The sequence below is a fragment of the Nocardiopsis sp. NPDC058631 genome (assembly GCF_042716955.1).
GTDB lineage: Bacteria > Actinomycetota > Actinomycetes > Streptosporangiales > Streptosporangiaceae > Nocardiopsis.
Genome location: NZ_JBHXQY010000033.1, coordinates 1 through 21158 on the forward strand (window position 1 = coordinate 1; position 21158 = coordinate 21158).

General features: G+C 72.6%; 15 protein-coding genes. 7 read left to right on the forward strand and 8 right to left on the reverse strand.

Annotated features, from left to right (window positions below; translation table 11 throughout):
- Window positions 1-291: 291 nt before the first annotated feature.
- From ACFWTE_RS13395 to ACFWTE_RS13420, 6 genes are all read left to right on the forward strand, one after another.
- Window positions 292-2775 carry a DNA translocase FtsK gene (locus tag ACFWTE_RS13395; protein WP_378779626.1) on the forward strand — a complete coding sequence of 828 codons (2484 nt, stop codon included), beginning with the start codon at window positions 292-294 and terminating at the stop codon, window positions 2773-2775.
- Window positions 2776-2968: 193 nt separating this feature from the next.
- Window positions 2969-4090, forward strand: a complete 1122-nt coding sequence (locus tag ACFWTE_RS13400) for a helix-turn-helix domain-containing protein (RefSeq protein WP_378779627.1) — start codon at window positions 2969-2971, stop codon at window positions 4088-4090.
- Between the two features lie 173 nt (window positions 4091-4263).
- Entirely contained in the window at window positions 4264-5712 is a 1449-nt protein-coding gene (gene rimO / locus ACFWTE_RS13405) for a 30S ribosomal protein S12 methylthiotransferase RimO (RefSeq protein WP_378779628.1), read from the forward strand.
- A complete protein-coding gene (gene pgsA / locus ACFWTE_RS13410; RefSeq protein ID WP_378779629.1) occupies window positions 5709-6311 on the forward strand; it encodes a CDP-diacylglycerol--glycerol-3-phosphate 3-phosphatidyltransferase in 603 nt (200 codons plus the stop codon). Before rimO ends, pgsA begins: the two co-directional genes overlap by 4 nt.
- The gene (locus ACFWTE_RS13415) at window positions 6308-6865 is read left to right on the forward strand and encodes a CinA family protein (RefSeq protein ID WP_378779630.1); all 558 of its coding nucleotides are present in this window, start codon (window positions 6308-6310) and stop codon (window positions 6863-6865) included. Before pgsA ends, ACFWTE_RS13415 begins: the two co-directional genes overlap by 4 nt.
- Before the next feature lie 158 nt (window positions 6866-7023).
- Complete coding sequence (locus tag ACFWTE_RS13420) at window positions 7024-7380, forward strand: helix-turn-helix transcriptional regulator (protein ID WP_330160277.1); 357 nt, start codon at window positions 7024-7026, stop codon at window positions 7378-7380.
- Between the two features lie 117 nt (window positions 7381-7497).
- On the opposite strand, the gene ACFWTE_RS13425 is transcribed toward ACFWTE_RS13420, so the two are convergent.
- From ACFWTE_RS13425 to ACFWTE_RS13445, 5 genes are all read right to left on the reverse strand, one after another.
- On the reverse strand, window positions 7498-7962 hold the full coding sequence (locus ACFWTE_RS13425; RefSeq protein WP_378779631.1) for an RrF2 family transcriptional regulator: 465 nt from the start codon (window positions 7960-7962) through the stop codon (window positions 7498-7500).
- 199 nt (window positions 7963-8161) lie between these two features.
- Window positions 8162-9634: a glycoside hydrolase family 3 protein gene (locus ACFWTE_RS13430; RefSeq protein ID WP_378779632.1), complete on the reverse strand. Its 1473-nt coding sequence runs from the start codon at window positions 9632-9634 to the stop codon at window positions 8162-8164.
- 191 nt (window positions 9635-9825) lie between these two features.
- On the reverse strand, window positions 9826-10803 hold the full coding sequence (locus ACFWTE_RS13435; protein WP_378779633.1) for a carbohydrate ABC transporter permease: 978 nt from the start codon (window positions 10801-10803) through the stop codon (window positions 9826-9828).
- Window positions 10800-11789: a carbohydrate ABC transporter permease gene (locus ACFWTE_RS13440; protein WP_378779634.1), complete on the reverse strand. Its 990-nt coding sequence runs from the start codon at window positions 11787-11789 to the stop codon at window positions 10800-10802. Before ACFWTE_RS13440 ends, ACFWTE_RS13435 begins: the two co-directional genes overlap by 4 nt.
- 93 nt (window positions 11790-11882) lie before the next feature.
- Complete coding sequence (locus ACFWTE_RS13445; RefSeq protein WP_378779635.1) at window positions 11883-13160, reverse strand: extracellular solute-binding protein; 1278 nt, start codon at window positions 13158-13160, stop codon at window positions 11883-11885.
- Window positions 13161-13416: 256 nt separating this feature from the next.
- Between ACFWTE_RS13445 and ACFWTE_RS13450 the strand changes: the two genes are divergently transcribed.
- On the forward strand, window positions 13417-14631 hold the full coding sequence (locus ACFWTE_RS13450) for an ROK family transcriptional regulator (RefSeq protein WP_378779636.1): 1215 nt from the start codon (window positions 13417-13419) through the stop codon (window positions 14629-14631).
- A 99-nt stretch (window positions 14632-14730) separates the two neighbouring features.
- On the opposite strand, the gene ACFWTE_RS13455 is transcribed toward ACFWTE_RS13450, so the two are convergent.
- The 3 genes from ACFWTE_RS13455 to ACFWTE_RS13465 form a co-directional block, all read right to left on the reverse strand.
- Entirely contained in the window at window positions 14731-15357 is a 627-nt protein-coding gene (locus tag ACFWTE_RS13455; protein ID WP_378779637.1) for a hypothetical protein, read from the reverse strand.
- A gap of 326 nt (window positions 15358-15683) precedes the next feature.
- Window positions 15684-16226 carry a GNAT family N-acetyltransferase gene (locus ACFWTE_RS13460; RefSeq protein ID WP_378779667.1) on the reverse strand — a complete coding sequence of 181 codons (543 nt, stop codon included), beginning with the start codon at window positions 16224-16226 and terminating at the stop codon, window positions 15684-15686.
- 114 nt (window positions 16227-16340) lie between these two features.
- Window positions 16341-21086, reverse strand: coding sequence for a DEAD/DEAH box helicase (locus ACFWTE_RS13465; protein WP_378779638.1), 4746 nt, complete (start codon window positions 21084-21086; stop codon window positions 16341-16343).
- Window positions 21087-21158: the final 72 nt, after the last annotated feature.

Below are 21158 nucleotides of genomic sequence, written 5' to 3' on the forward strand. Positions count from 1 at the left end.
GGTCGCGTTCCCCCCCCCCCCCCCCGGCACCCCCCCGCACCCGCCCACCGCCCCGGCGGGGCGCGCGCTCCGCCGCCCCCCGGGCCGTCCCGGTAGAGGGCCTGTCCGCCCCGCGGACAGCGCACACACGGGGCCGGGGGAGCCCTTCTGCGACGCGCCCGTCCGCGCGATTCGGGCGACACGCCGTGCCGGTGCGGGCGAACGGTGTGGACGCCCCAGTAGGCTGCCCGCCGTGGCGGGCCGTTCTGCCCGACCACCCGACCTACCCCGTCCCCCGTGGAGGTGACCCCGATGGCCACGCGCGCCTCCTCCGGTGGTTCCGGACGCAAGAAGCCCGCCGCCCGCAGACCCGCCCCGAAGAAGCGCATGCCGGACGGGCCCATCGCCTTCGCCTTCACCATGTTCGGGCAGTTCCTGCTCGTGCTGTGGAAGCTGATCGCGCACACGGTCGGCGGTGCGGCGCGCGCGGTCGGCCGCAGTGCGCGCGACCTCGACCCCGACCTGCGCCGCGACGGGGTCGGCTTGATCCTGCTGGCCTCGGGGGTCCTCGTCGCCGCCGCGGTGTGGTGGCGGAGCGAGGGACCGCTGCTGGAGTACACCCGTATGGTCGTGGTCGGCGGCTTCGGCACGTTCTCGCCGATCCTGCCGCTGCTGTTCCTGCCCGTCGCGGTCAAGCTCATGCGCACCCCCGGTTCGGGCCGGGAGGGCGACGGAGGGCGGCTGTTCATCGGCTCCGCCTCGATCATGCTGGGGCTGCTCGGGCTGATCCACATCGCGAACGGCCTCCCGGAACCCTCCGACGGGCTGGAGGCGCTCCAGGACTCGGGCGGCCTCATCGGCTTCGTCGCCGCGGGCCCCCTCAGCGCCGTCGTCACCCCGTGGCTGACCGGTGTCCTGCTCGTCCTCATCCTGGTCTTCGGCATCCTGGTGGTCACCGCCACGCCCATCCGGCGCATCCCCGAACGCCTCCAGACACTGTTCGGCGCACTCATGGAGCGCGACACCGGACCCGACTCCGGTATCGGCATCCTGGGCGCGGACCCCGCACCGCCCAAGGCCAGGCCCCGCAAGCGCAAGCCGAAGAAGGACCCGGAAGCGGAGGGCGAGACGGTCGCGGGCGACCACGAGCGCCCCTACGACAGCCCGGTGCTGGCCGCCGAGCCGCTCGCGCCCGCCCTCACCGACGAGGGGGCGGCCCCGGCGGCCGGGGCCGCGAGGAAGAAGCCCGGACGCAAGAAGGTCGACGTCCCCGACCCCACGCCGCCCCCCGCGGCCACCGAGCAGCTGGCCATCCCCTCCCGGGTGGTCGAGGGCGACTACGAACTCCCCTCGCCGGCCATGCTCAAGCCGGGCAGCCCGGTCAAGCCGCGCACCAAGGCCAACGACGACGTCGTCGCCGCGCTGAGCGGTGTGCTCACCCAGTTCGGCATCGACGCAGAGGTCACCGGGTTCACCCGCGGCCCGACCGTCACCCGCTACGAGATCGAGCTGGGCCCGGCGGTCAAGGTGGAGAAGGTCACCGCCCTGGCCAAGAACATCTCCCTGGCGGTCAAGAGCGCCGACGTCCGGATCCAGTCGCCCATCCCCGGCAAGTCCGCGATCGGTATCGAGATCCCCAACACCGACAAGGACATAGTGAGTCTGGGCGACGTCCTGGGCTCCTCGGCCGCGACCTCGGACGACCACCCCATGCTGGTGGGCCTGGGCAAGGACGTCGAGGGCGTCAACGTGGTCGCGAACCTGGCGAAGATGCCGCACGTGCTGGTCGCCGGTGCGACCGGCGCGGGCAAGTCCACCTGTATCAACGGGCTGATCACCTCGCTGATGATGCGCGCCACCCCCGACGAGGTGCGGATGATCCTGGTCGACCCCAAACGGGTCGAACTGACCATGTACGAGGGCATCCCGCACCTGATCACGCCCATCATCACCAACCCCAAGCGGGCCGCCGAGGCCCTGCAGTGGGTGGTGGGGGAGATGGACCGCCGCTACGACGACCTGGCGGCCTCCGGCTACCGGCACGTGGACGACTTCAACGCCGCCGTGCGCACCGGGGAGGTGACCGCGCCGCTCGGCAGCGAGCGCGTGTACGAGCCCTACCCCTACCTGCTGGTCATCGTCGACGAGCTGGCCGACCTGATGATGGTCGCCCCCCGCGACGTCGAGGACTCGGTCGTGCGCATCACGCAGCTGGCCCGTGCGGCGGGCATCCACCTGGTGCTCGCCACCCAGCGCCCCAGCGTCGACGTCGTCACCGGCCTGATCAAGGCCAACGTGCCCTCCCGCCTGGCCTTCGCGACCTCCAGCCTCGCCGACAGCCGCGTCATCCTCGACCAGCCCGGCGCCGAGAAGCTGGTCGGCAAGGGCGACTCGCTCTTCCTCCCGATGGGCGCGGGAAAGTCCATCCGCCTCCAGAACGCCTGGGTGTCGGAGAAGGAGATCCGGGCGATCGTCGAGCACTGCAAGAAGCAGTCCGAGCCCAGCTACCGGGAGGACGTCGCGGCCCCCGAGGGCAAGAAGAAGGAGATCGACGAGGACATCGGCGACGACCTGGACCTCCTCCTCCAGGCCGTGGAACTGGTGGTCACCACCCAGTTCGGGTCGACGTCCATGCTCCAGCGCAAGCTGCGGGTCGGCTTCGCCAAGGCGGGCCGACTGATGGACCTGATGGAGAGCCGCGACGTGGTCGGCCCCAGCGAGGGCTCCAAGGCCCGCGACGTCCTCGTCACGCCGGACGAGCTCCCCGGAGTCCTGACGGAGATCCGCGGGGGCTGAGGCGTGCGGCCGGGAGCGGTGGTCACGCGTCCCCGGTCCCGGGCGGGGCGAGCGGGAAGACAGCGGCATTCTGTGTGCCCGTGACCGATTTGGCGTGTTCTTGAGACTTCGCGGGGCGTGGTGACCTGCATCAGAGCGCCCCGGGCGGCAGAGTGGGACACGTCAATCACACAGAGTTGCCGGGAGAGTGCTCATGGCGACGATCGGTCAGACCCTGTCCGCCGCCCGCCTCGCAGCGGGCTTCACGGTTGCGGACCTCAGCGCCCGTACACGGGTGCGGGAATCCGTTCTCGAAGGTATCGAGGAGGAGGACTTCGTCCCCTGCGGCGGGGACTTCTACGCACGCGGCCACATCCGCGGCCTCAGCAGGGCGCTCGGCCTGGACCCGGCGCCGCTGCTTGCGGAGTACGACCGCGAGCACGCGTCCTCGGACGCGCCGACGTTCGTTCCCCTGCCGCGCCACCCCGCGGCCTCGCCCGCCGCGGTCAGGGCCGCGGTGGCGGCGTCCCGGAACGGAACGGAGACGGTCGGCGAGGAGGAGCAGATGGCCGGACCGATCCCGCGCTTCGGCGACGACGGCGACCCCGGCTCCAACTCCGAGCAGTGGGGCCACTTCGAGCGCAGTCAGAACCTGCACGGCGGGCCGCGCAGGGGCCGTCCCCGCGAGGAGGCGGAGGCCTCCGTCCCCGAGCCGCGCTCACCCGAGCGCCGCCGGGGGACCAGGGGCATACCCCGGGCCAGAAGCGAGCACGGCACCGGCACCGGCCCCGGGGACACACGGCCCGCACCGCGTCCCCCCGTCACGTCCACGAGCCCCCGGCGGGGCGAGGCGGTCCGCCGCCACTGGCCCTGGGCCGTGGTCGGCGTCATCATCCTCCTGGGCGTGATCGTCGGTGTCCGCACCTGGCAGGACTGGGAGGGGGACAATCCGCTGCGCACCGCCGTCGAGTCCAACGGAGACGGCGGGACCGTGGACTCCGCCCTCCTGCCGGACGAGGAGCGGGCGAGCGCGGAGGGCGCGGCGGCCGGCCCCGCGGCGAAGCAGGCCGCCGAGGGGCCCGCCGAGTTCACCCTCGGTCTGGTGTCCGCCCAGCGCAGCTGGATCAAGCTCACCGGTGCAGACGGCGACGACCTGTTCACCGGCTTCCTCCTGGAGGGCGAGGAGCAGGAGTTCGCGGCCGAGGAGGGCGTCAGCCTGTGGGTCGGCAACGCCGGGGCGGTCGAGGTCTCCGTCGACGGCAAGGACCTCGGGCCGGCAGGGGAGAGCGGTGAGGTCAAGGAGGTCGCCATCGGCCCCGACGGCTTCGACCAGTGACGACCCCGCCCGCTGCCTGGGAGAAGACGGACCGGGGTACGGGCGGGTGAGCCGACCAAGGTAATGTGGGGGGCCGCGGGCGGCGCCGACCGGCGCCGTGTCGTGCGCGCGGTCCGAGCGGTCCGCCCCGGCCCCCGCATCACACTCGAAGCTCTCCCACACGCTTGGAAGCCATGTCATCGCGCCGTACTGTCTCTCTCGTCACCCTGGGGTGTGCGCGTAACGAGGTCGACTCCGAAGAGCTGGCCGGACGTCTGTCCGCGGGCGGCTGGGACCTCGTCGACGGCGACACCAAGGCCGACGTCACCGTCGTCAACACCTGCGGTTTCATCGACGCCGCCAAACAGGACTCCATCGAGACCCTCCTCGAAGCGGCCGAGAACGGTGGCAAGGTCGTCGCCGCGGGGTGCATGGCGGAACGGTACGGCTCGGAGCTGGCCGACGCCCTCCCCGAGGCCCAGGTCATCGGGTTCGACGACTACTCGGCCATCACCGACCGGCTCGACGACGTCGTGGCGGGCCGCACCCTGGTCCCGCACGACCCCCGTGACCGGCGCACACTCCTGCCGATCAGCCCCGCCGACCGGAACGCCTCCCAGGTGCACGTCCCCGGCCACGCGGGCTTCGCCGAGGCGCCCGGGGCCGACGGCACCGAGCTGCCCTACCGCGCGGCCGTCCCGCGCCGCCGCCTCTCCGGCGGGCCGGTCGCCAACCTCAAGATCGCCTCCGGCTGCGACCGCCGCTGCACGTTCTGCGCCATCCCGACCTTCCGCGGCGCCTACATCTCCAGGCACCCCGACGAGATCGTGCGCGAGGCCGAGTGGCTGGCGGGCGAGGGCGTCCGCGAGGTCTTCCTGGTCAGTGAGAACTCCACGTCCTACGGCAAGGACCTGGGCGACGTGCGCGCGCTGGAGAAGCTGCTGCCCCGCCTGGCCGCCGTCGAGGGCCTGGAACGCGTCCGGGTGAGCTACCTCCAGCCCGCCGAGGTGCGGCCCGGCCTGGTGGACGTCCTCACCGGCACCCCCGGCGTCGTCCCCTACTTCGACCTGTCCTTCCAGCACGCCAGCGGCACCCTGTTGCGCCGTATGCGCCGCTTCGGCGACCGCGAGCGCTTCCTGGAACTGCTGGACACCGTGCGCAAGCGGACCCCCGAGGCCGGCGCGCGCTCCAACTTCATCGTGGGCTTCCCCGGTGAGACCGAGGCCGAGTTCGAGGACCTGGTCTCCTTCCTCTCCGAGGCCCGCCTCGACGCCATCGGTATCTTCGGCTACTCGGACGAGGACGGCACCGAGGCCCTCGCCCACGAGGGCAAGCTCTCCGCCGAGGTCGTCCAGGAACGTGTGGACCGGCTCAACCGGCTCTCCGAGGAGCTGATGGTGCAGCGCGCGGAGGAGCGGATCGGCTCCGAGGTGACCGTCCTGGTGGAGACCGTGCTGGAGGACGGCGCCTACGAGGGCCGTGCCGAGCACCAGGCCCCCGAGGTGGACGGCAGCACCATCCTGTACGGCGAGGGCCTCGCGGTCGGCGACCTGGTGCGCGCCACCGTCATCCAGTCGGCCGGGGCCGACCTCGTCGCCGAGCAGGACGAGAGCGGGCCGGACGGGGAAGCCGGAGACAGATGAGCACCAACGACCCGGCGACGCCCGCCCCCCACGTTCCGCTGTGGAACATCGCGAACATCCTCACCATGAGCCGGCTGGTCATGGTCCCGATCTTCGTGTGGTTCATGTTCCTGGACGGCTCATGGTGGCGCTTCGCCGCCTTCGCCGTCTTCGTGCTCGCCGCCATCACCGACCACATCGACGGCGAGCTCGCCCGGCGCCACAACCTGGTCACCGACTTCGGCAAGATCGTCGATCCCATCGCGGACAAGGCGCTCACCGGGGCCGCGCTCGTCGTGCTGTCCCTCCAGGGCGACCTGTGGTGGTGGGTGACCATCGCCATCCTGGTCCGCGAATGGGGTGTCACCGCCCTGCGCTTCGCGGTCCTGCGCTACGTGGTCATGCCCGCGAGCAAGGGCGGCAAGCTCAAGACGGTCCTCCAGATCGTCGCGATCAGCATCTACCTCTTCCCGCTCCAGGTCCTGCCGTTCAGCGGCCTCTTCATCTGGTGCGCGCACATCGTCATGGGCGCGGCCCTGCTCGTGACCCTGTGGACCGGTGCGGCCTACGTGCTGGACGCCGCGCGCGCGGTCCGCACCAGGAGGAAGGCCGAGGGATGAGCCCGGAGGAGGATCGCGTGGGTCTGGACTCGGAGGGGCTGGAGTTCCCCGTCGAGGCGATGACCGCGGCAGGGGCCGTCCACCGGGCCCTGCTGGAGCGGGGTGAGACCTGCGCCACCGCCGAGTCCCTGACCGGCGGGCTCATCGGCGCCCACCTGACCGCCGTCCCCGGCTCCTCCCGCACCTACCGCGGCGGAGTGGTGACCTACGCCACCGACACCAAGGCCGGTGTGCTGGGAGTCCCCGAGGACCTCCTGGCCGAGCACGGCGCGGTGCACCCCGAGGTGGCCGCCCATATGGCGCGAGGGGTCAGGCGCCTGCTGGGGGCCGACCACGGGGTCGCGGTCACCGGCGTCGCCGGGCCCGAGCCGCAGGACGGACAGCCCGTCGGCACCGTCCATGTGGCCGTCGCCACCAGGGACGACCGGACTCGTGTCCACCAGTTCCGTTTCACCGGAGACCGTTCGGGTATCCGATACCGCACGGTCGAGGGTGCGCTCCTGCTCCTGGACTCGGCTGTTCGTGGGAGCACGGCGGGAAATACTCGAACCTGAACTTTTCGGACGCTTCTCCTCTCTTGTCACTTGGGAACAAAACCACCCCCGGGCGAGGTTCCCCCTCCAGCGAACAGGACGGCAAGAGGTGCCCGAATCGGGCGTGGGGCAGGTACGGTGTTGTATATGAAGGTCGCTACCGGTGGGAGGGAGCGCGAATGATGGTCCTGCTTCGTCACCTACTGGGTGACGTGCTCAGGCGGCTGCGGCAGCGCCAGGGCCGCACCCTCCGCGAGGTGTCGGCCGATGCGCGTGTGTCCCTCGGATACCTGTCCGAGGTCGAGCGGGGACAGAAGGAAGCCTCTTCCGAGCTGCTCTCCTCGATCTGCGGGGCCCTGGGGGTCCCGCTTTCGCAGGTTCTGCGGGAGGTCTCGGACCAGCTCGCCCTCGCGGAGCTGCAGGAGGCCGCTCTGCTGGGCGACGCGGTCACGACCGACCCCGTCCCCGCCCAGGACCTCGGCATCGAGCCGGTTCCGGATCGCGTTCCCCAGGTCGCCGACATGGTCGGGGTCTGACCCCGACCCGGAACAGTCCGTCCAGCCGCATCCTGACGACGTGAAGGAGCCGACCACCCTCGGGTGGTCGGCTCCTTCACGTCGGGGACGGGAGGGCGTTGCCCGGTACCGCCGCGATCAGCGGTGGGTGTGGTTCACCCAGGCCTCGGGGTCCTCCGCCAGCACCCGCACCGCGTCGGGCAGCTCGTTCGTCACCAGGTGCTGGAGGTTGACCCCCTCCAGGATGGAGCGTTCGCTGGCGCGCAGGGCGATCCACACCTGTTGCAGGCTGCGGGCCGCGCCGTCGTAGTCCACGTGCTCGGGTCGTTCCCCGCGCACGTTGGCGAGCGGCCCGTCGACCGCTCGGATGATGTCGGCGAGAGAGATCTCCGCCGCTGGTCGGGCCAGCCAGTAACCGCCGACAGGTCCGCGTTGGCTGCGCACCAGCCCGGCACGGCGTAGCTGGGTGAGGATGTTCTCTAGGAATTTTCCGGGGATGGCCTGCGCACGTGCTAGCTGCTCGGCCGTCACCGGCCCGTCGCCGGCGACAGCGAGTTCCGCTGCCGCACGAAGCGCGTAATCGACCCGGGCTGAAAGGCGCATGCTGTGATTATGCCGTGGTTAGAAGGGCGAATGGGGCACCGGTCACCGGCGGATGTGCCGACGGACCGGAATGCTACAGGCCAAGGGTACTTCTCCTACCGGGTTTCGGGGACACCGGTGAGGTCCTTCTCCGGTACGGGGTGAACGGCACGGGCCCGGCCGGGCTCCGTCGTACGGCACGGGCCCGGCCGGCGGGGGATCAGCTCCTGCCGGGGGCAGGGGCAGCCACCGCGCCCCCCAGCAGCTCGGCCGCGCTCAGACCGTTCACGTGCGCGGCCCCGTACGTGCTCACGTAGGCGCCGCAGTCGGGACGCCAGATGGGCAGACCCATCTCCACCAGCACGGCCTTGGGATGGGCGTCGAGCAGGCGGCTCACGAGCGCACGGGCCTCCGGGTAGCGGTGCGCGTCCCTGACCACGACCACCAGGTCGCGTCCCCGGGCCCCGGCGACCAACCGGTCGGCGTGGACCGGGTCGGGGGCGACGCGCTCGGAGCCGGGGAACCAGGGCCCCAGGCCCCAGGGGACCTCGCCCACGGCCATGCCGGCGGGTGCGTCCACCTCGACCACGAACGGGTCGTTCAGCGGAGGCAGGACCCCGTCCACGCGCACGGCCCGGCGGGCCCCGGCCAGGCCCACGGGGCCGCCGGACGGGGCCGCCACCCGCCGGGCGGCCGACTCGCGGATCCAGGTGCGCAGGCGCGCGTTGCGCTCGGCGGCCTCCTCCAGGCGCTGCCCCGGGAGGCGGCCCTCGCGGACCGCCCCGACGAGTGCCGCGCGGATCGGCTCGATCTGGTCCGCGTACACCCGACGGCCGAGGCACAGCAGGTCCACCCCGGCCGCCACCGCGAGCACACTCGCCTCCGGAATCCCGATCCGGCCGCTGACGCCCTCCATGTCCATGGCGTCGCTGACCACGGTGCCCCGGAAGCCCAGCTCGCCGCGGAGCAGGTCGTTGAGGATGTGCGGCGCGAGCGTGGCCGGGCCCTCGCCGCCCAGCCCGGGAAGCTCGATGTGCGCGGTCAGGATCGACTGCACGCCGGCCTCCACCGCGGCCCGGAACGGCAGCAGCTCACGGCGGTGCAGGAGGTCGGCGTCGGCCTCGACGCGGGGAAGCGTGTGGTGGGAGTCCTGTGAGGTGGCGCCGTGGCCCGGGAAGTGCTTGGCGCACGCGGCCACCCCGGCGGACTGGAGCCCGAGCACGGCGGCCGCCGCGTGGCGGGCCACCAGTTCGGGGTCGGACCCGAAGGAGCGGGTACCGATCACGGGGTTGTCGTCGGCGACGTTGACGTCCACCGACGGCGCCAGGTCGAGGTTGAAGCCCAGTTCGGCGAGGCGGTCGCCCATCGATCGGTGGGTGTCGCGGGTCAGGTCCGGGTCGTCCACGGCGCCCAGGGCCGCGTTGCCCGGATAGTCGCTGCCGCGCGCCTGGCCGATACGGGTGACGTCGCCGCCCTCCTCGTCCAGCGAGATCAGCGGGGTGTCCGCGGCCTCGGACAGGGCCGCGTTCAACGCGGTCACCTGTTCGGGGGTGTCCAGGTTGTTGTGGAACAGGCAGACGCCGGAAATGCCGTCCGCCAGACCCTCCAGGACCCAGCGAGGGGCGTGGTAGGACTCGAAGGGCACCAGCAGCGTGGCGTTGGCCAGGCGCGCCAGGGTCGGGTCGTACGGCATGAGGAGCTCCGTTCGGTGAGCATAGGGGTGCCCGGGAGGTCACCACTGGAGCCGGGGGCTCCCCGTGGGGGTGGTGGAGGGCGACGTGCGGGCAGACGGGTGGCGGGAACACGGGTGGGAACGGTGTGGCGGGGCGTGCCCGGGGCGGGACCGCGTCGTCGGTCGCGGACCGGCCCCGGGGAACGGCCGTGTCAGCCCTTGACGGCTCCCATGGTCAGACCGGAGACCATGCGCCGCTGGACGAACAGGAAGAAGATCATCACGGGGATGGTCAGCAGGGTGGAGGCCGCCATGATCGGCCCCCACTCGGTGCCGAACCGGCCGAAGTAGTACGACAGGGTCAGCGGCAGCGTGTAGTGGTCCGTGCTGCGGCCCAGGAACGTCAGGGCGACGATGAACTCGTTCCAGGCGGTGATGAACGCGAAGATGCTCGCCGCGACCAGGCCCGGCGCGACCAGCGGCATCAGGATGCGCCAGAAGATCGTCCAGGCTCCGGCACCGTCGATGGCCGCGGCCTCCTCCAGCTCCTTGGGCACCGCCGCCACGAACCCGCGCAGCATCATGATCGTGATCGGCAGGGACACGGCCGTGTAGACGATGAGCAGGCCGGACAGGTTGCCGAGCAGTTGCACGCCGCTGGCGTCGGACAGCTGGCGGAAGTTGAGGAAGATCGAGATGATCATCGCTTCCATCGGCACCATCTGGATGATCATCAGCAGGATGATGAACGCGGTGCGCAGCTTGAACCTGAAGCGGGCGACGGCCACCGCCGCGAGCAGCGACAGGAACGCTCCCATGGTCACGGCGAAGAGGGTGACCATGAGGCTGTTGCCCAGGAACTGCCAGAAGTTCACACCCGGGATCAGCTGGCCGTTGACGACCCGGTCGAAGTGCTCCAGGGTCGGCGCGCTCGGGAAGAGGGTCTGGTCGCGGGTGAAGATCTCCCCCACCGGTTTGAAGGCCGTGACGACCATCCAGTACACGGGGAAGACCGAGAAGAGGAACACCGCCAGCCCGGCCAGGTACAGCGGCAGGGAGCGCAGGCGGCGCATTGGGCTGCGGCGGTAGGAGCGCTTGCCGCCCCGCCCGGTCCCCGTTCCGGAGCCTCCGGTGGCGGTGGCGGGTTTCGCGGTGGCGGCGGGGCCGGTGGTGTTGTCGATCGCGGTCATCGGGTCTCCCCCTGGCGGATCATGATGCGCAGGTAGTACGCGGTGACTCCGAGGATCATCAGGGTCATGACCACCGCGATCGCCGAGCCCATGCCGTAGTTGGCCGGGCTGGCGCTGAAGCCCTGCTGGTAGATGTAGTACGAGAGCAGGTAGACGTCCTTGTTCTGGAAGCTGTTCGCCAGGATGTAGAGCTGGGTGAACACCCGCAGGTCCCAGATGATCTGGAGGACGAGCAGCAGGGCGAACAGGGGGCGCAGCATCGGGAACGTGACGTTCCAGAACGCCTTCCAGGCGCTTGCGCCGTCCATCCTCGCGGCCTCGTACAGCTCGTTCGGGATGCTCTTGAGCCCGGCGAGGACGGAGACGGCCACGAACGGGAAGGACTGCCAGACGATCACCATGATCAGGACCGAGAACAGCGAACCCGCTTCGAGGAACCAGTTGTACTCCAGCCACCCGTCGCCGACCAGCCAGTCCGGCATGCGGTCCAGGAGGACGTTGACCAGGCCGCGCTCGGGCAGGAACAGCCAGCGAAAGACCAGCGAGGCGCTCAGAGCCGGGGTGGCCCAGGCGAGCATCATGCCGATGGACACGAACCCGGCGAACCACTTGGGCAGCTTGTGCAGCATCAGTCCCACGAGGGTGCCCAACACCATCGTGATGCCGACCATCAGTACGCAGACCACGACCGTGTTGCGCAGGATCGTCCAGAACGCGGGGTCGGTCAGCAGCTGCCGGTAGTGGGCGAAGCCGTTCCACTCCGGGCCGGGCTGGTTCGGCAGGAGGTTGCGCGTGGTGAAGCTGGTGAGCGAATACCACACCATCTGCACGATCGGCCAGAGCAGCACGACCGCGAGAAGGATCAGCGCCGGGGTGATGAGCAGGTACGGGGTGGGGATTCTGCGGCGGTGGGGCGCGGACTCGGCGGCCTGTACGGCGGCCTTCTCGTCTGCGCGCGCGTCCGCTGGTTCGACGGTTTGTGCCATGGTCTTCTCAATCGAGGTGTGGGCCGACCGCGGCGGGCGGGGTCCGGGAGGGACCCCGCCCGCGCACGGCTCTACACAGTGGGGTGGAGAGGACTACTCGACCGGCTCGTTGAGGATCGAGGTCAGCTCCTCGTCGGCAGCGCCCAGCACCTCCTCGGCGTCACCGCCGCGGACGATGTCCAGGACGGCGCCGGGCAGGATCTTGCTGTCCTGGTCGGCCGCGGTCCAGCGCGGGGTGGTCGGGAAGAAGCGGGTGTTCTGCATCTGCGTGGCCGCCGCCGCGCGCTCCGGGTCCTCCTGGTACTCGGGGGTCTCCAGGAGGGCCGGGTAGGCCGGGAAGAAGCCCGCGACGTCGGCGTAGGCCTTGCCGCCCTCCTCGTCACCGAGGACGGTGAGGAGCTCGAAGGCCTCGGCGGGGTGCTCGGTGGTGGTGAACACCGTCAGGGCGGAACCGCCCGCGAAGACCGGGGCGATGCCGTCGGCCCCGGGGATCGGGGCCGAGGCGATGTCCTCCAGGACCGCCGGGTCCTCGGCCTGCTCCTCCATGGAGCCCAGGGCCCAGCCGCCGTCGATGTACATGCCCAGCTCGCTGTTGGCCATGTCGGCCAGGGCGACGAGCTCGTTCTCACCGACGTAGCCCTGCGGGGAGATGCCGTCGGTGGTCAGGCTCGCGTAGAACTCGACGGCCTCGACGGTGGCGGGGTCGGTCAGGTTGCCCTGCCACTCGTCGCCGTCCTGGGTCGCGATCTCACCGCCGTTGCTCCAGATGAAGCTGGCGATGCCGTTGGTGAAGTCGGTCGGAGCCGCGAAGCCGGGGACGTCGTACTCGTCCTGGATGGCCTCGGAGACCTCGACCAGCTCGTCCCAGGTCGTGGGGGGCTCGTGCCCGAGCTCCCGCAGCCAGTCGGCCCGGTAGTAGAGGGTGCGGACGCCCGAGAACCACGGGACGCCGTACTGGACGCCCTCGTAGGTGCCGTACTCCAGGGCGTTCTCGTCGATGCCCGCAGCGGCGTCCCAGCCGCCGACCTGCTCGCTGATGTCGAGGAGGGCGCCCTGCGAGGCCCACCCGGCGACCTGGTCGTTGCCGACCTCCAGGACGTCGGGGGCGTCACCGCCGGCCAGGGCGTTGGTGATGGACTCCTGGGCGTCGGGCCAGGGGATGAACTCGACGTCGACCTCGACGCCGGGGTGGGTCTCCTGGAAGCGGGCCTCGGCGTCGTCGAAGTACTCGACGAGGGGGTCCTGGGAGGTGCCCATGACCCAGACGGTGAGGCTCTCGGCCTCACCGCCGCCGGAGCCGTCGGAACCATTGCCGCAAGCGGCTGCCAGAAGGACCACGGCCGTGGCCGCTGCGATCTTGGGGAACCTCATGTGTACCTATTCTCCCTTCGCACCACGCGCCGGGGGTTCGACGCCTGTGCTCGAGCCGGGCTGGGATGATGGAACGATCACCCACCGACTCGACGTCTCTGTGGGGGGTTGTGCTGGGACAGCACGTCGGCCTCCCGGCGCGGGTACCGGAGGGCCCGAAATTAACGCGGACCTGCCAGGACGTGACCTCCTGTGAGGTTGTGAGCTAAATTAACAGGAAACTTTCCTAATAAAAACAGGGTGAGGTGTCACGGTTATGTCTCAACGTCCGGGGACTCCCCGGCTGCTACGCCAGCTCAACGATCGCGCGGCACTGGAGCTACTGCTCTCCGCGGGACCGTTGACCAGGACGCAGTTGGGGACGAGGACCGGCCTGTCCAAGGTGACCGCCTCCCAGCTGCTCGCGCGGCTGGAGGAACGGGACCTGGTACGCGTCGTGGGTAGTCAGGCGGGGGGACGGGGCCCCAACGCCGCCCTGTACGCGGTGGTGCCGGAGAGCGCCTACGTGGCGGCTCTGGACGTGAGCGCGCACCGCGTGACCGCGACGATCGCCGACATCACCGGCCGCGTGATGAGCGAGGTCACCGTCGACCCGAGCGCCTCAGACGACCCGGTCTCCCTCGTCCACACCGCCGTCATGCGGCTGGCGGACACCGCCGGGGTGCCCCTCGACAAGGTGCGGGCGTGCGTCATCGGCACCCCGGGCGTCGTCGACCCGCGCACCGGCGACATCCGCTTCTCCTTCGACCTGATGTCCTGGCACGAGGGCATCCTGGAGGCCCTCCGGGCCGACCTCAAGCGCTCGGTCATGATCGAGAACGACGTCAACCTGGCGGCCCTGGCCGAACACGCCGAGGGCGCCGCAGTGGGGGTCGCCGAGTTCGTTCTCATCTGGCTCAGCGCCGCGGGCGGCGTGGGCATGTCCACCATGATCGACGGCCGCATCCACCGGGGGCGGTCGGGCGGCGCGGGCGAGATCGGCTACCTGCCGGTCCCCGGCGCTCCGATGCCGGTCGACGTCGGGCTGTCCGGCGGCTACGAGTCCCTGCGGGGCGGCTCCTCCCGTGAGCTTCCCCACGGGTTCCAGGCACTGGTCAAGGCGGGACAGGTGGTCCGGCTCGCCGCGGAGTGCGGGATCGACGGCACCGACGTCGTGGACGTGGTGGAGAAGGCGTCGGAGGCCGGGTCGCCCGAGGGCGACGCGTTCCTGGACGCCTTCGCGGAGCGCCTGGCACGCGGTGTGGCGGCGGTCAGCGTCATCCTCGACCCGGGGCTCGTGGTCCTGGGCGGCGACGTCGCCCGGGTCGGAGGGGCCAAGCTGGCCGAGAGGGTCCAGACGGCCACCGCCCGCATCGCCCCCAACGCCACCGAGGTCGGGCTGGGCCTGGTCGAGGGCAGTCCGGTGGTGCGCGGCGCCCTCCTGCACGCCCTCGAACACGCCCGCGACGAGGTGTTCTCCTCCACCGTCTGACCTGCGGCGCAGCGTCGGCCGCCCGCCCCCGGCCCCCTCACCCGTCGGGGCACGGCGGCCGACGTGCGCCGGGGGTCGGCCGGGAACCGGGAACCGGGATCAGAGCACCGGCTCGAACGAGTCCAGCACCGCGTTCACGACCTCCTCGTACGCGTCCAGGTCCGCTGCGGGGATGTCGGCCTGTACGAGGTACCCGCGGCCCTCCTCCTCGATGACGGTGTACTGCCAGACGACCCACCGCTCGGGTTCGTCCCAGCGGGTGTTGGTGTAGGTCAGCTCCAGGCGGGTCGTGTCCTGACCGGGCGGAGCCGCCCCGTCCTCCTCCAGGGCGATTCTGCGCACGTCGGAGAGGCCGCTCACGTCGGGGAGGCCCGCTTCCCACTCCTCCTGCTGCTCACGGGAGGTGACCCCGCCGCCGTCGGTCCCGTCCACGGAGAAGCAGAACCTGTGCTCGCCCCCGGGCGCCGTGATCGTCCGGAAGACGGGGGCCTCCCCGACCTCCGCCGAGGAGTCGGTGCCGGGCCCTGCAACCGTCCACCCCTCGGGGTACCTGAGGGACACGTGTTCCCCGTCGAGATCGACGAGGGCGGGGCCCTCCGCCACCGGACCGGGGGAGGGGGAACCGCCCACGGGCGGGGCCGACTCCTGTGCGAGGGGAGCCCCCGGCCCGAACGCGAGCAGGGAGGCGGCGACCGCCGTGACGGCCGCGAGAGCGATACCGATCACCACCACACCCCGCGTCCGGGAACCGGGTGCCGGTGGGAGCGGTGGGGCCGAGCCGACAGCCGGTGCCGGGAGGGGAGAAGGAACGGCGTTGGGAGTCGGCACGGGACCTCCGGTGCAAAGGGGATGCGAAAAAGCCGAGCCTAGGGCGTGTTCCGTGGATGCTTTCGGTTGATTCGGCGCTTGCGCCGATCGCCGCGAGCGGCCTCCAGGCAATCTCTCGCAAGACGAGTAGCGCAGGTCAGCCCGGGTCTGGCTGTCCAAGCGTGGTCGGCGCAGCGAGAGGCAGCCTGGCGGTTGCGAGCCCGGAATGATCCGCGGAACACGGCCTAGCCCGGGGACGAGGCGTCACGGCGCCGTCGGCCGGTACCGGCCGGATCCGCTCCGGGGGCCGGGGAGAGGGGGCGCTCCATCACCACGCGCGGCAGGACGCCGATCCCGGCCCGCTCCTCCGCGTCCCACACGCGCTCCAGCCCGGGGCCCCAGGCGGCACGGGGCAGGACCGAGAACCCTCGGGCCGAGTACCAGGGGCCGTTCCACGGCAGGTCGCGGAACGTGGTGAGGGTGAGGCGCGTGTGGCCGGAGGCCGCTGCCTCGGCGCACACCGCCTCCAGGAGCGCCGAGCCGGCGCCGCGCCGACCGTGGGCGGGGTGGACGGCCAGCTGCTCCAGGTGGGGGCCCTCGCCGACGGTCGCGGTCGCGGCCAGGCCGAGCATCGGACCACCCCGCGGTCCGCAGGCCACCAAAACCCGTTCCACGTGTGCGAGCATCTCCCGCGGGTCGTCCGGCGGGAGCACGACGCCGGCATCGGAGAACACCGTGTCCGCGGCCAGGGACACCTCCACCACGCGCGGCTCGTCCCCGGGCCGCATCGGCCGGATCTCCAGGTCCACGGACGTCCTCCTCCGTCTTCGGCCGGGCCGCCCCGACCGACCGAAGGCCAGTCTGACGCCGACCCCGCCGCCCGGCAACGTGTTTCGCGCCGGTCAGGGCCGCAGACGCAGCCCCTTGGGGGTGACGTGGAACCCCGCCGCGACCAGGGCGGTGTCCACCGGGGTTCCGAACACCTCCGCCCCGTCCGCGCGCTCCACGGTCAGCGTGCCCACGGCTCCCTCCCGCACCACCCCGGCCAGGGCCCGGGCGGCCCGCTCCACCAGAGCCGGGGGCGACCCGAACGTGAGCACGGAGCGCCCGCCCCGCCCCACGTAGAGGGTCAGCCGGCCCCCGTCGACCACCACCACCGCGCCCGGGTTGCGCCCCGGCCGCGCCACCGGCGCCACCTCCTCGGCCCCCCTCGGCCACGGCAGGTCCGTGCCGAACGGGTTGGCCGGGTCGGTCGCCGCCAGGACCACCGGAGCGAGCCCGCCACCGGGCGCGTCCCCCGACAGCGCCCGCAACCGGTCCACCGCCCCCGCCAGCGCGAACTGGGCCCCGCCCAGACCCTCGACGAAGTAGCCGCGGCGCGCACGCCCGGACTCCTCCATGGACCGCAGTACCCGGTACTCCTCCTGGGAGACGCTGCGCCCCTGCCACCCCCTGACAAGCAGGCCCGCCCGCTCCAACCGGGCCTCCACCCGGGCCAGCGTCCGCCGGGTGGGGTCCGGTTCGCGCTCGGGCAGCACCCACCAGCGGCCCGCCGCCGAGGGCGGCCCCGACCGGGTCGGCAGCACCGGCCGGCGCACCCGCCCCGCGCGTGAGGGAGCCCTGCGAGGCGCGGCCCCCGCCCCCAGCCGGGCGCGCAGCGGCGCGAGCGTGTCGTTGGTGACCGACCCGTCCCACACCAATGCCCACAGCGCGTCCACCAGGTCCCCGTCGGTGACAGCCGCGGTACCCAGGGCGCGGGCCGTCCGGTCGGCCACGTCCCGGAAGAACAGCGCTCCGCCCTCCCGCAGCACCCCCAGCACGGTGTGCGGCAGGGTCCCCTCGTCCGGCGGCAAAGGGTCGGGGAGCAGCACCGCAGCCTCGTCCGCGGGGACCAGCGCCAGCCAACCGTCCTCGCCCGGCAGGGTCCCGACCCCGGCCCAGACCACCTCGCCCGCCTGGGTCAGCTCGTCCAGGCGGTTCGGCGCGTACCCCTCGACCCGGGCGGGCAGCACCAGCGACTCCAGGGAGGAGGCCGCCACCGGCACGCCCCGCAACGACTCCACCGCCTCGAACACCGCGTCCGGCCCGCGCCACCGCTCCGAGGGCGTCGCCCGCTGCCACAGCGGCGCGAACCGGGCCAGGACGGCCGGGTCCACCGGTTCCACCTCCCGGCGCAGGCGCGCGATCGACCCGCGCCGCAGCCGTCGGAGCACGTCGGCGTCGCACCACTCGGTGGCCGATCCCCCCGCCCCGCCCCCTCCACCGTCTCCGGCGGACTCCTGCGGCACCCTTCCGGCGGGACGGAATCCGCCCTGCGACACGCGGCCCTCACGCGCCAGGACCCGCAGCACTCCCCGCACCTCCTCCTCGGACAGGCCCAACCGGGCCGCGGCCTCGGCGGAGGTGAACGGACCGTGCGTGCGCGCGTACCGGGACACCAGGTCGCGTCCGGGGGCCCGCACCGGTGCCAGCAGGGCAGCGGGCACCCCCGGTGGGGGCTCGGCTCCCAGGGCGTCGCGCAGTCGTGCCACGTCCTCCACGGCGCACCACCTCTCCGCCCCGGACGGGGACCCCGGGAGGCGCATCCGCACGACCCGCCCCTGGTCCTCCAGCCCCTCCAGCCACGGGGCCGCGACGCCACGTGCGGACGCCTCCTCCGTGGTCAGCGGGCCCACCTCGCGCAGCAGGTCCGCCGCGCCCTCGGCGTCCCGAACCGGGGCGGCCGTCCGCTGCAACAGGGCCCCGACGTGCTCCACCATGTCCGGGTCGAGAAGATCGCGCAGGTCCGCGTGCCCCAGCAGGTCGGCCAGCAGGGAGGGGTCCAGGGTGAGTGCCTGCGCGCGCATCTCGGCGGCCGGGGCGTCCCCCTCGTACAGGAACGCCGCCGTGTACTCCATCAGCAGCGACTGGGCGAACGGCGACGCGCGCTCCGTGCGTACCTCCACCACCCGCGTCCGCCGGGCACGGAGGTCGCCGAGCACCTCCACCAGCGCCGGCACGTCGAACACGTCCTGCAGGCACTCGCGCACCGTCTCCAGCACGATCGGGAACGACCCGTACCGCCCCGCCACCGACAGCAGATGTGAGGCACGCAGCCGCTGCTGCCACAGCGGCATCCGCCGGTCCGGGCGCTGGCGGGGCAGCAGCAGGGCCCGCGCCGCGCACTCACGGAACCGCGCGGCGAACAGCGCCGAACCGGTCAGCTCGTCGGTGACGACCGCCTCCACCGTCTCGGGGTCCAGGGCCACCAGGTCGGCCAGACCGCCCGCGCGGTCGAGGCCGTCGGTGTCGGGCAGCCGCAGGACCATCCCGTCGTCCCCGTGCACCACCTGGGCGTCCGCCCCGAACCGCTCCCGCACCCGGGCGGCGATCGCCAGCGCCCACGGCGCGTGGACCCGCGCCCCAAGCGGGGAGTGGACCACCGCGCGCCAGTCGCCGACCTGGTCGCGGAAGCGCTCGACCACGACCGTCCGCTCGTCCGGCACCTGACCGGTGGCCCGCCGCTGGTCGGCGACGTAGGCCACCAGGTTCTGGGCCGCCCACCGGTCCAGCCCCGCCTCCTCGGCTAGGGACAGCGCCTCCTCCGGCTCGGCGTCGGCGAGCTCCCTGGCCATGGCGCCGATCGCGCGGCCGAGCTCCACCGGGCGCCCCTGGGCGTCGGCCTTCCAGAACGGCATCCGGCCCGGCCTGCCGGGCGCCGGGGAGACCAGGACCCGGTCGGCGGTGATCGTCTCGATCCGCCATGACGTGGAGCCCAGCACGAACACGTCGCCCACGCGCGACTCGTAGACCATCTCCTCGTCCAGCTCGCCGACCCGGGTGGGCGCCCGGCCGCCCCGGCCGCCGTCCGGCCCCGCGGCCAGGTGCACCCCGTACAGGCCGCGGTCCGGGATGGTGCCGCCGCTGATCACGGCCAGCCGCTGCGCGCCCGGCCGGGCGCGCAGGACGTCCGCCTCGCGGTCCCACACCACGCGCGGGCGCAGCTCGGCGAACTCGTCCGAGGGATAGCGGCCCGACAGCATGTCCAGGACCGACTCCAGCACGGAGTCGGCCAGGTCGGCGAACGGGGCGGCCCGCCGCACCAGCGCGGCGAGACCGGCCACCGTCCAGTCGTCCATCGCCACCATCGCCACGATGTGCTGGGACAGCACGTCCAGCGGGTTGACCGGCATCTCCAGACGCTCGATGCCGCCCGCGCGCATGCGTTCGGCCACCACGGCCGTGGCCAGCAGGTCGCCGCGGAACTGGGGCAGGAACACTCCGCGCGAGGTCTCGCCGACCTGGTGTCCGGCCCGTCCGACCCGCTGCAGACCGCTGGCCACCGACGGCGGCGACGCCACCTGGACCACGAGGTCGACCGCGCCCATGTCCACGCCCAGCTCCAGGCTGGAGGTGGCCACCACACAGCGCAGGCGGCCCGCCTTGAGGTCGTCCTCGATGATCGCCCGCTCCGACTTGGACATCGAACCGTGGTGGGCGCGCGCCACCACCGCCTCCGCGCCCCGGCTCTGTCCGGACTGGCCGATGACCTGGGCCGCCGGCTCCTCCGCCGCCAACTCGGACCCGTGCCGCTCGGCGTACAGGTCGTTGACCCGGGCACACAGCTTCTCCGCGGTACGGCGCCCGTTGGTGAACACGATCGTGGAGCGGTGGGACTCGACGAGGTCCAGGACCCGGCGTTCGACGTGCGGCCAGAGGGACCCTCCCCGCCGGGTGCCGCCGTGCGCGTCCGGGCGATCGGCGACGGTCCGGGGCGCCGGCGGTCCGGGGCGGCCTGGGAACGCGCTCCCGCGGGTCACCTCCGGGTGCGCGCCCCCGGAGGGCGGTTCGATCTCCGCGCCCGTCTCCTCCGCGCCCGTCTCCTCCGGGGCCTCGGGTGGAAGGACCGCACGCTCCGGGGCGTCGGGTTCCTCCATGTCGGGGACGGGTACCACCACGCGCAGGTCCAGACCGGGTGCGTCGGGCGGGGACACGATCGCGGCGCCGCCGAGGAACCCGGCCACGAGCTCGGGCGGGCGCACGGTGGCGGACAGGCCGATCCGCTGCGCGGGCCGCTCCAGCAGGGCTCCCAGCCGTTCCAGGCTCAGCGCCAGGTGGGCGCCGCGCTTGGTGCCCGCGAGGGCGTGCACCTCGTCCACGATCACCGTCTCCACCCCGGCCAGGCCTTCGCGGGCGCGCGAGGTGAGCACGAGGAACAGCGACTCGGGCGTCGTGATGAGGATGTCCGGCGGGCGTGTGGCGAGCCTGCGCCGCTCGTCGGCGGGTGTGTCGCCGGTGCGCACGCCCACGGTGACCCGGGACAGCTCCTGTCCGGCGGCGTCGGCGGCGGCCGCGATCCCCGCCAGGGGGACGCGCAGGTTGCGCTCCACGTCCACGGCGAGCGCCTTGAGCGGGGACACGTAGAGCACGCGGCACCGCCGGGACCGGTCCTCGGGCGCGGGGGCCGCGAGCAGCCGGTCCAGCGACCACAGGAACGCGGACAGGGTCTTGCCCGAACCCGTCGGGGCCACGACGAGCGTGTTGCGCCCCTCGGAGACGGACTCCCAGGCACCCGCCTGCGCGGTGGTGGGACCGGCGGGGAAGGCCTGGTCGAACCAGGTCCGCGTGGCCGGTCCGAAGCGTTCGAGGGGGTGCGACACACGGCTCATCCCGCCAGTGTGCCCGCCGCCGGGGACAGAACCGTGAAGGGTGCGCGGTGGGCGCGCCGATCCCTGATACTG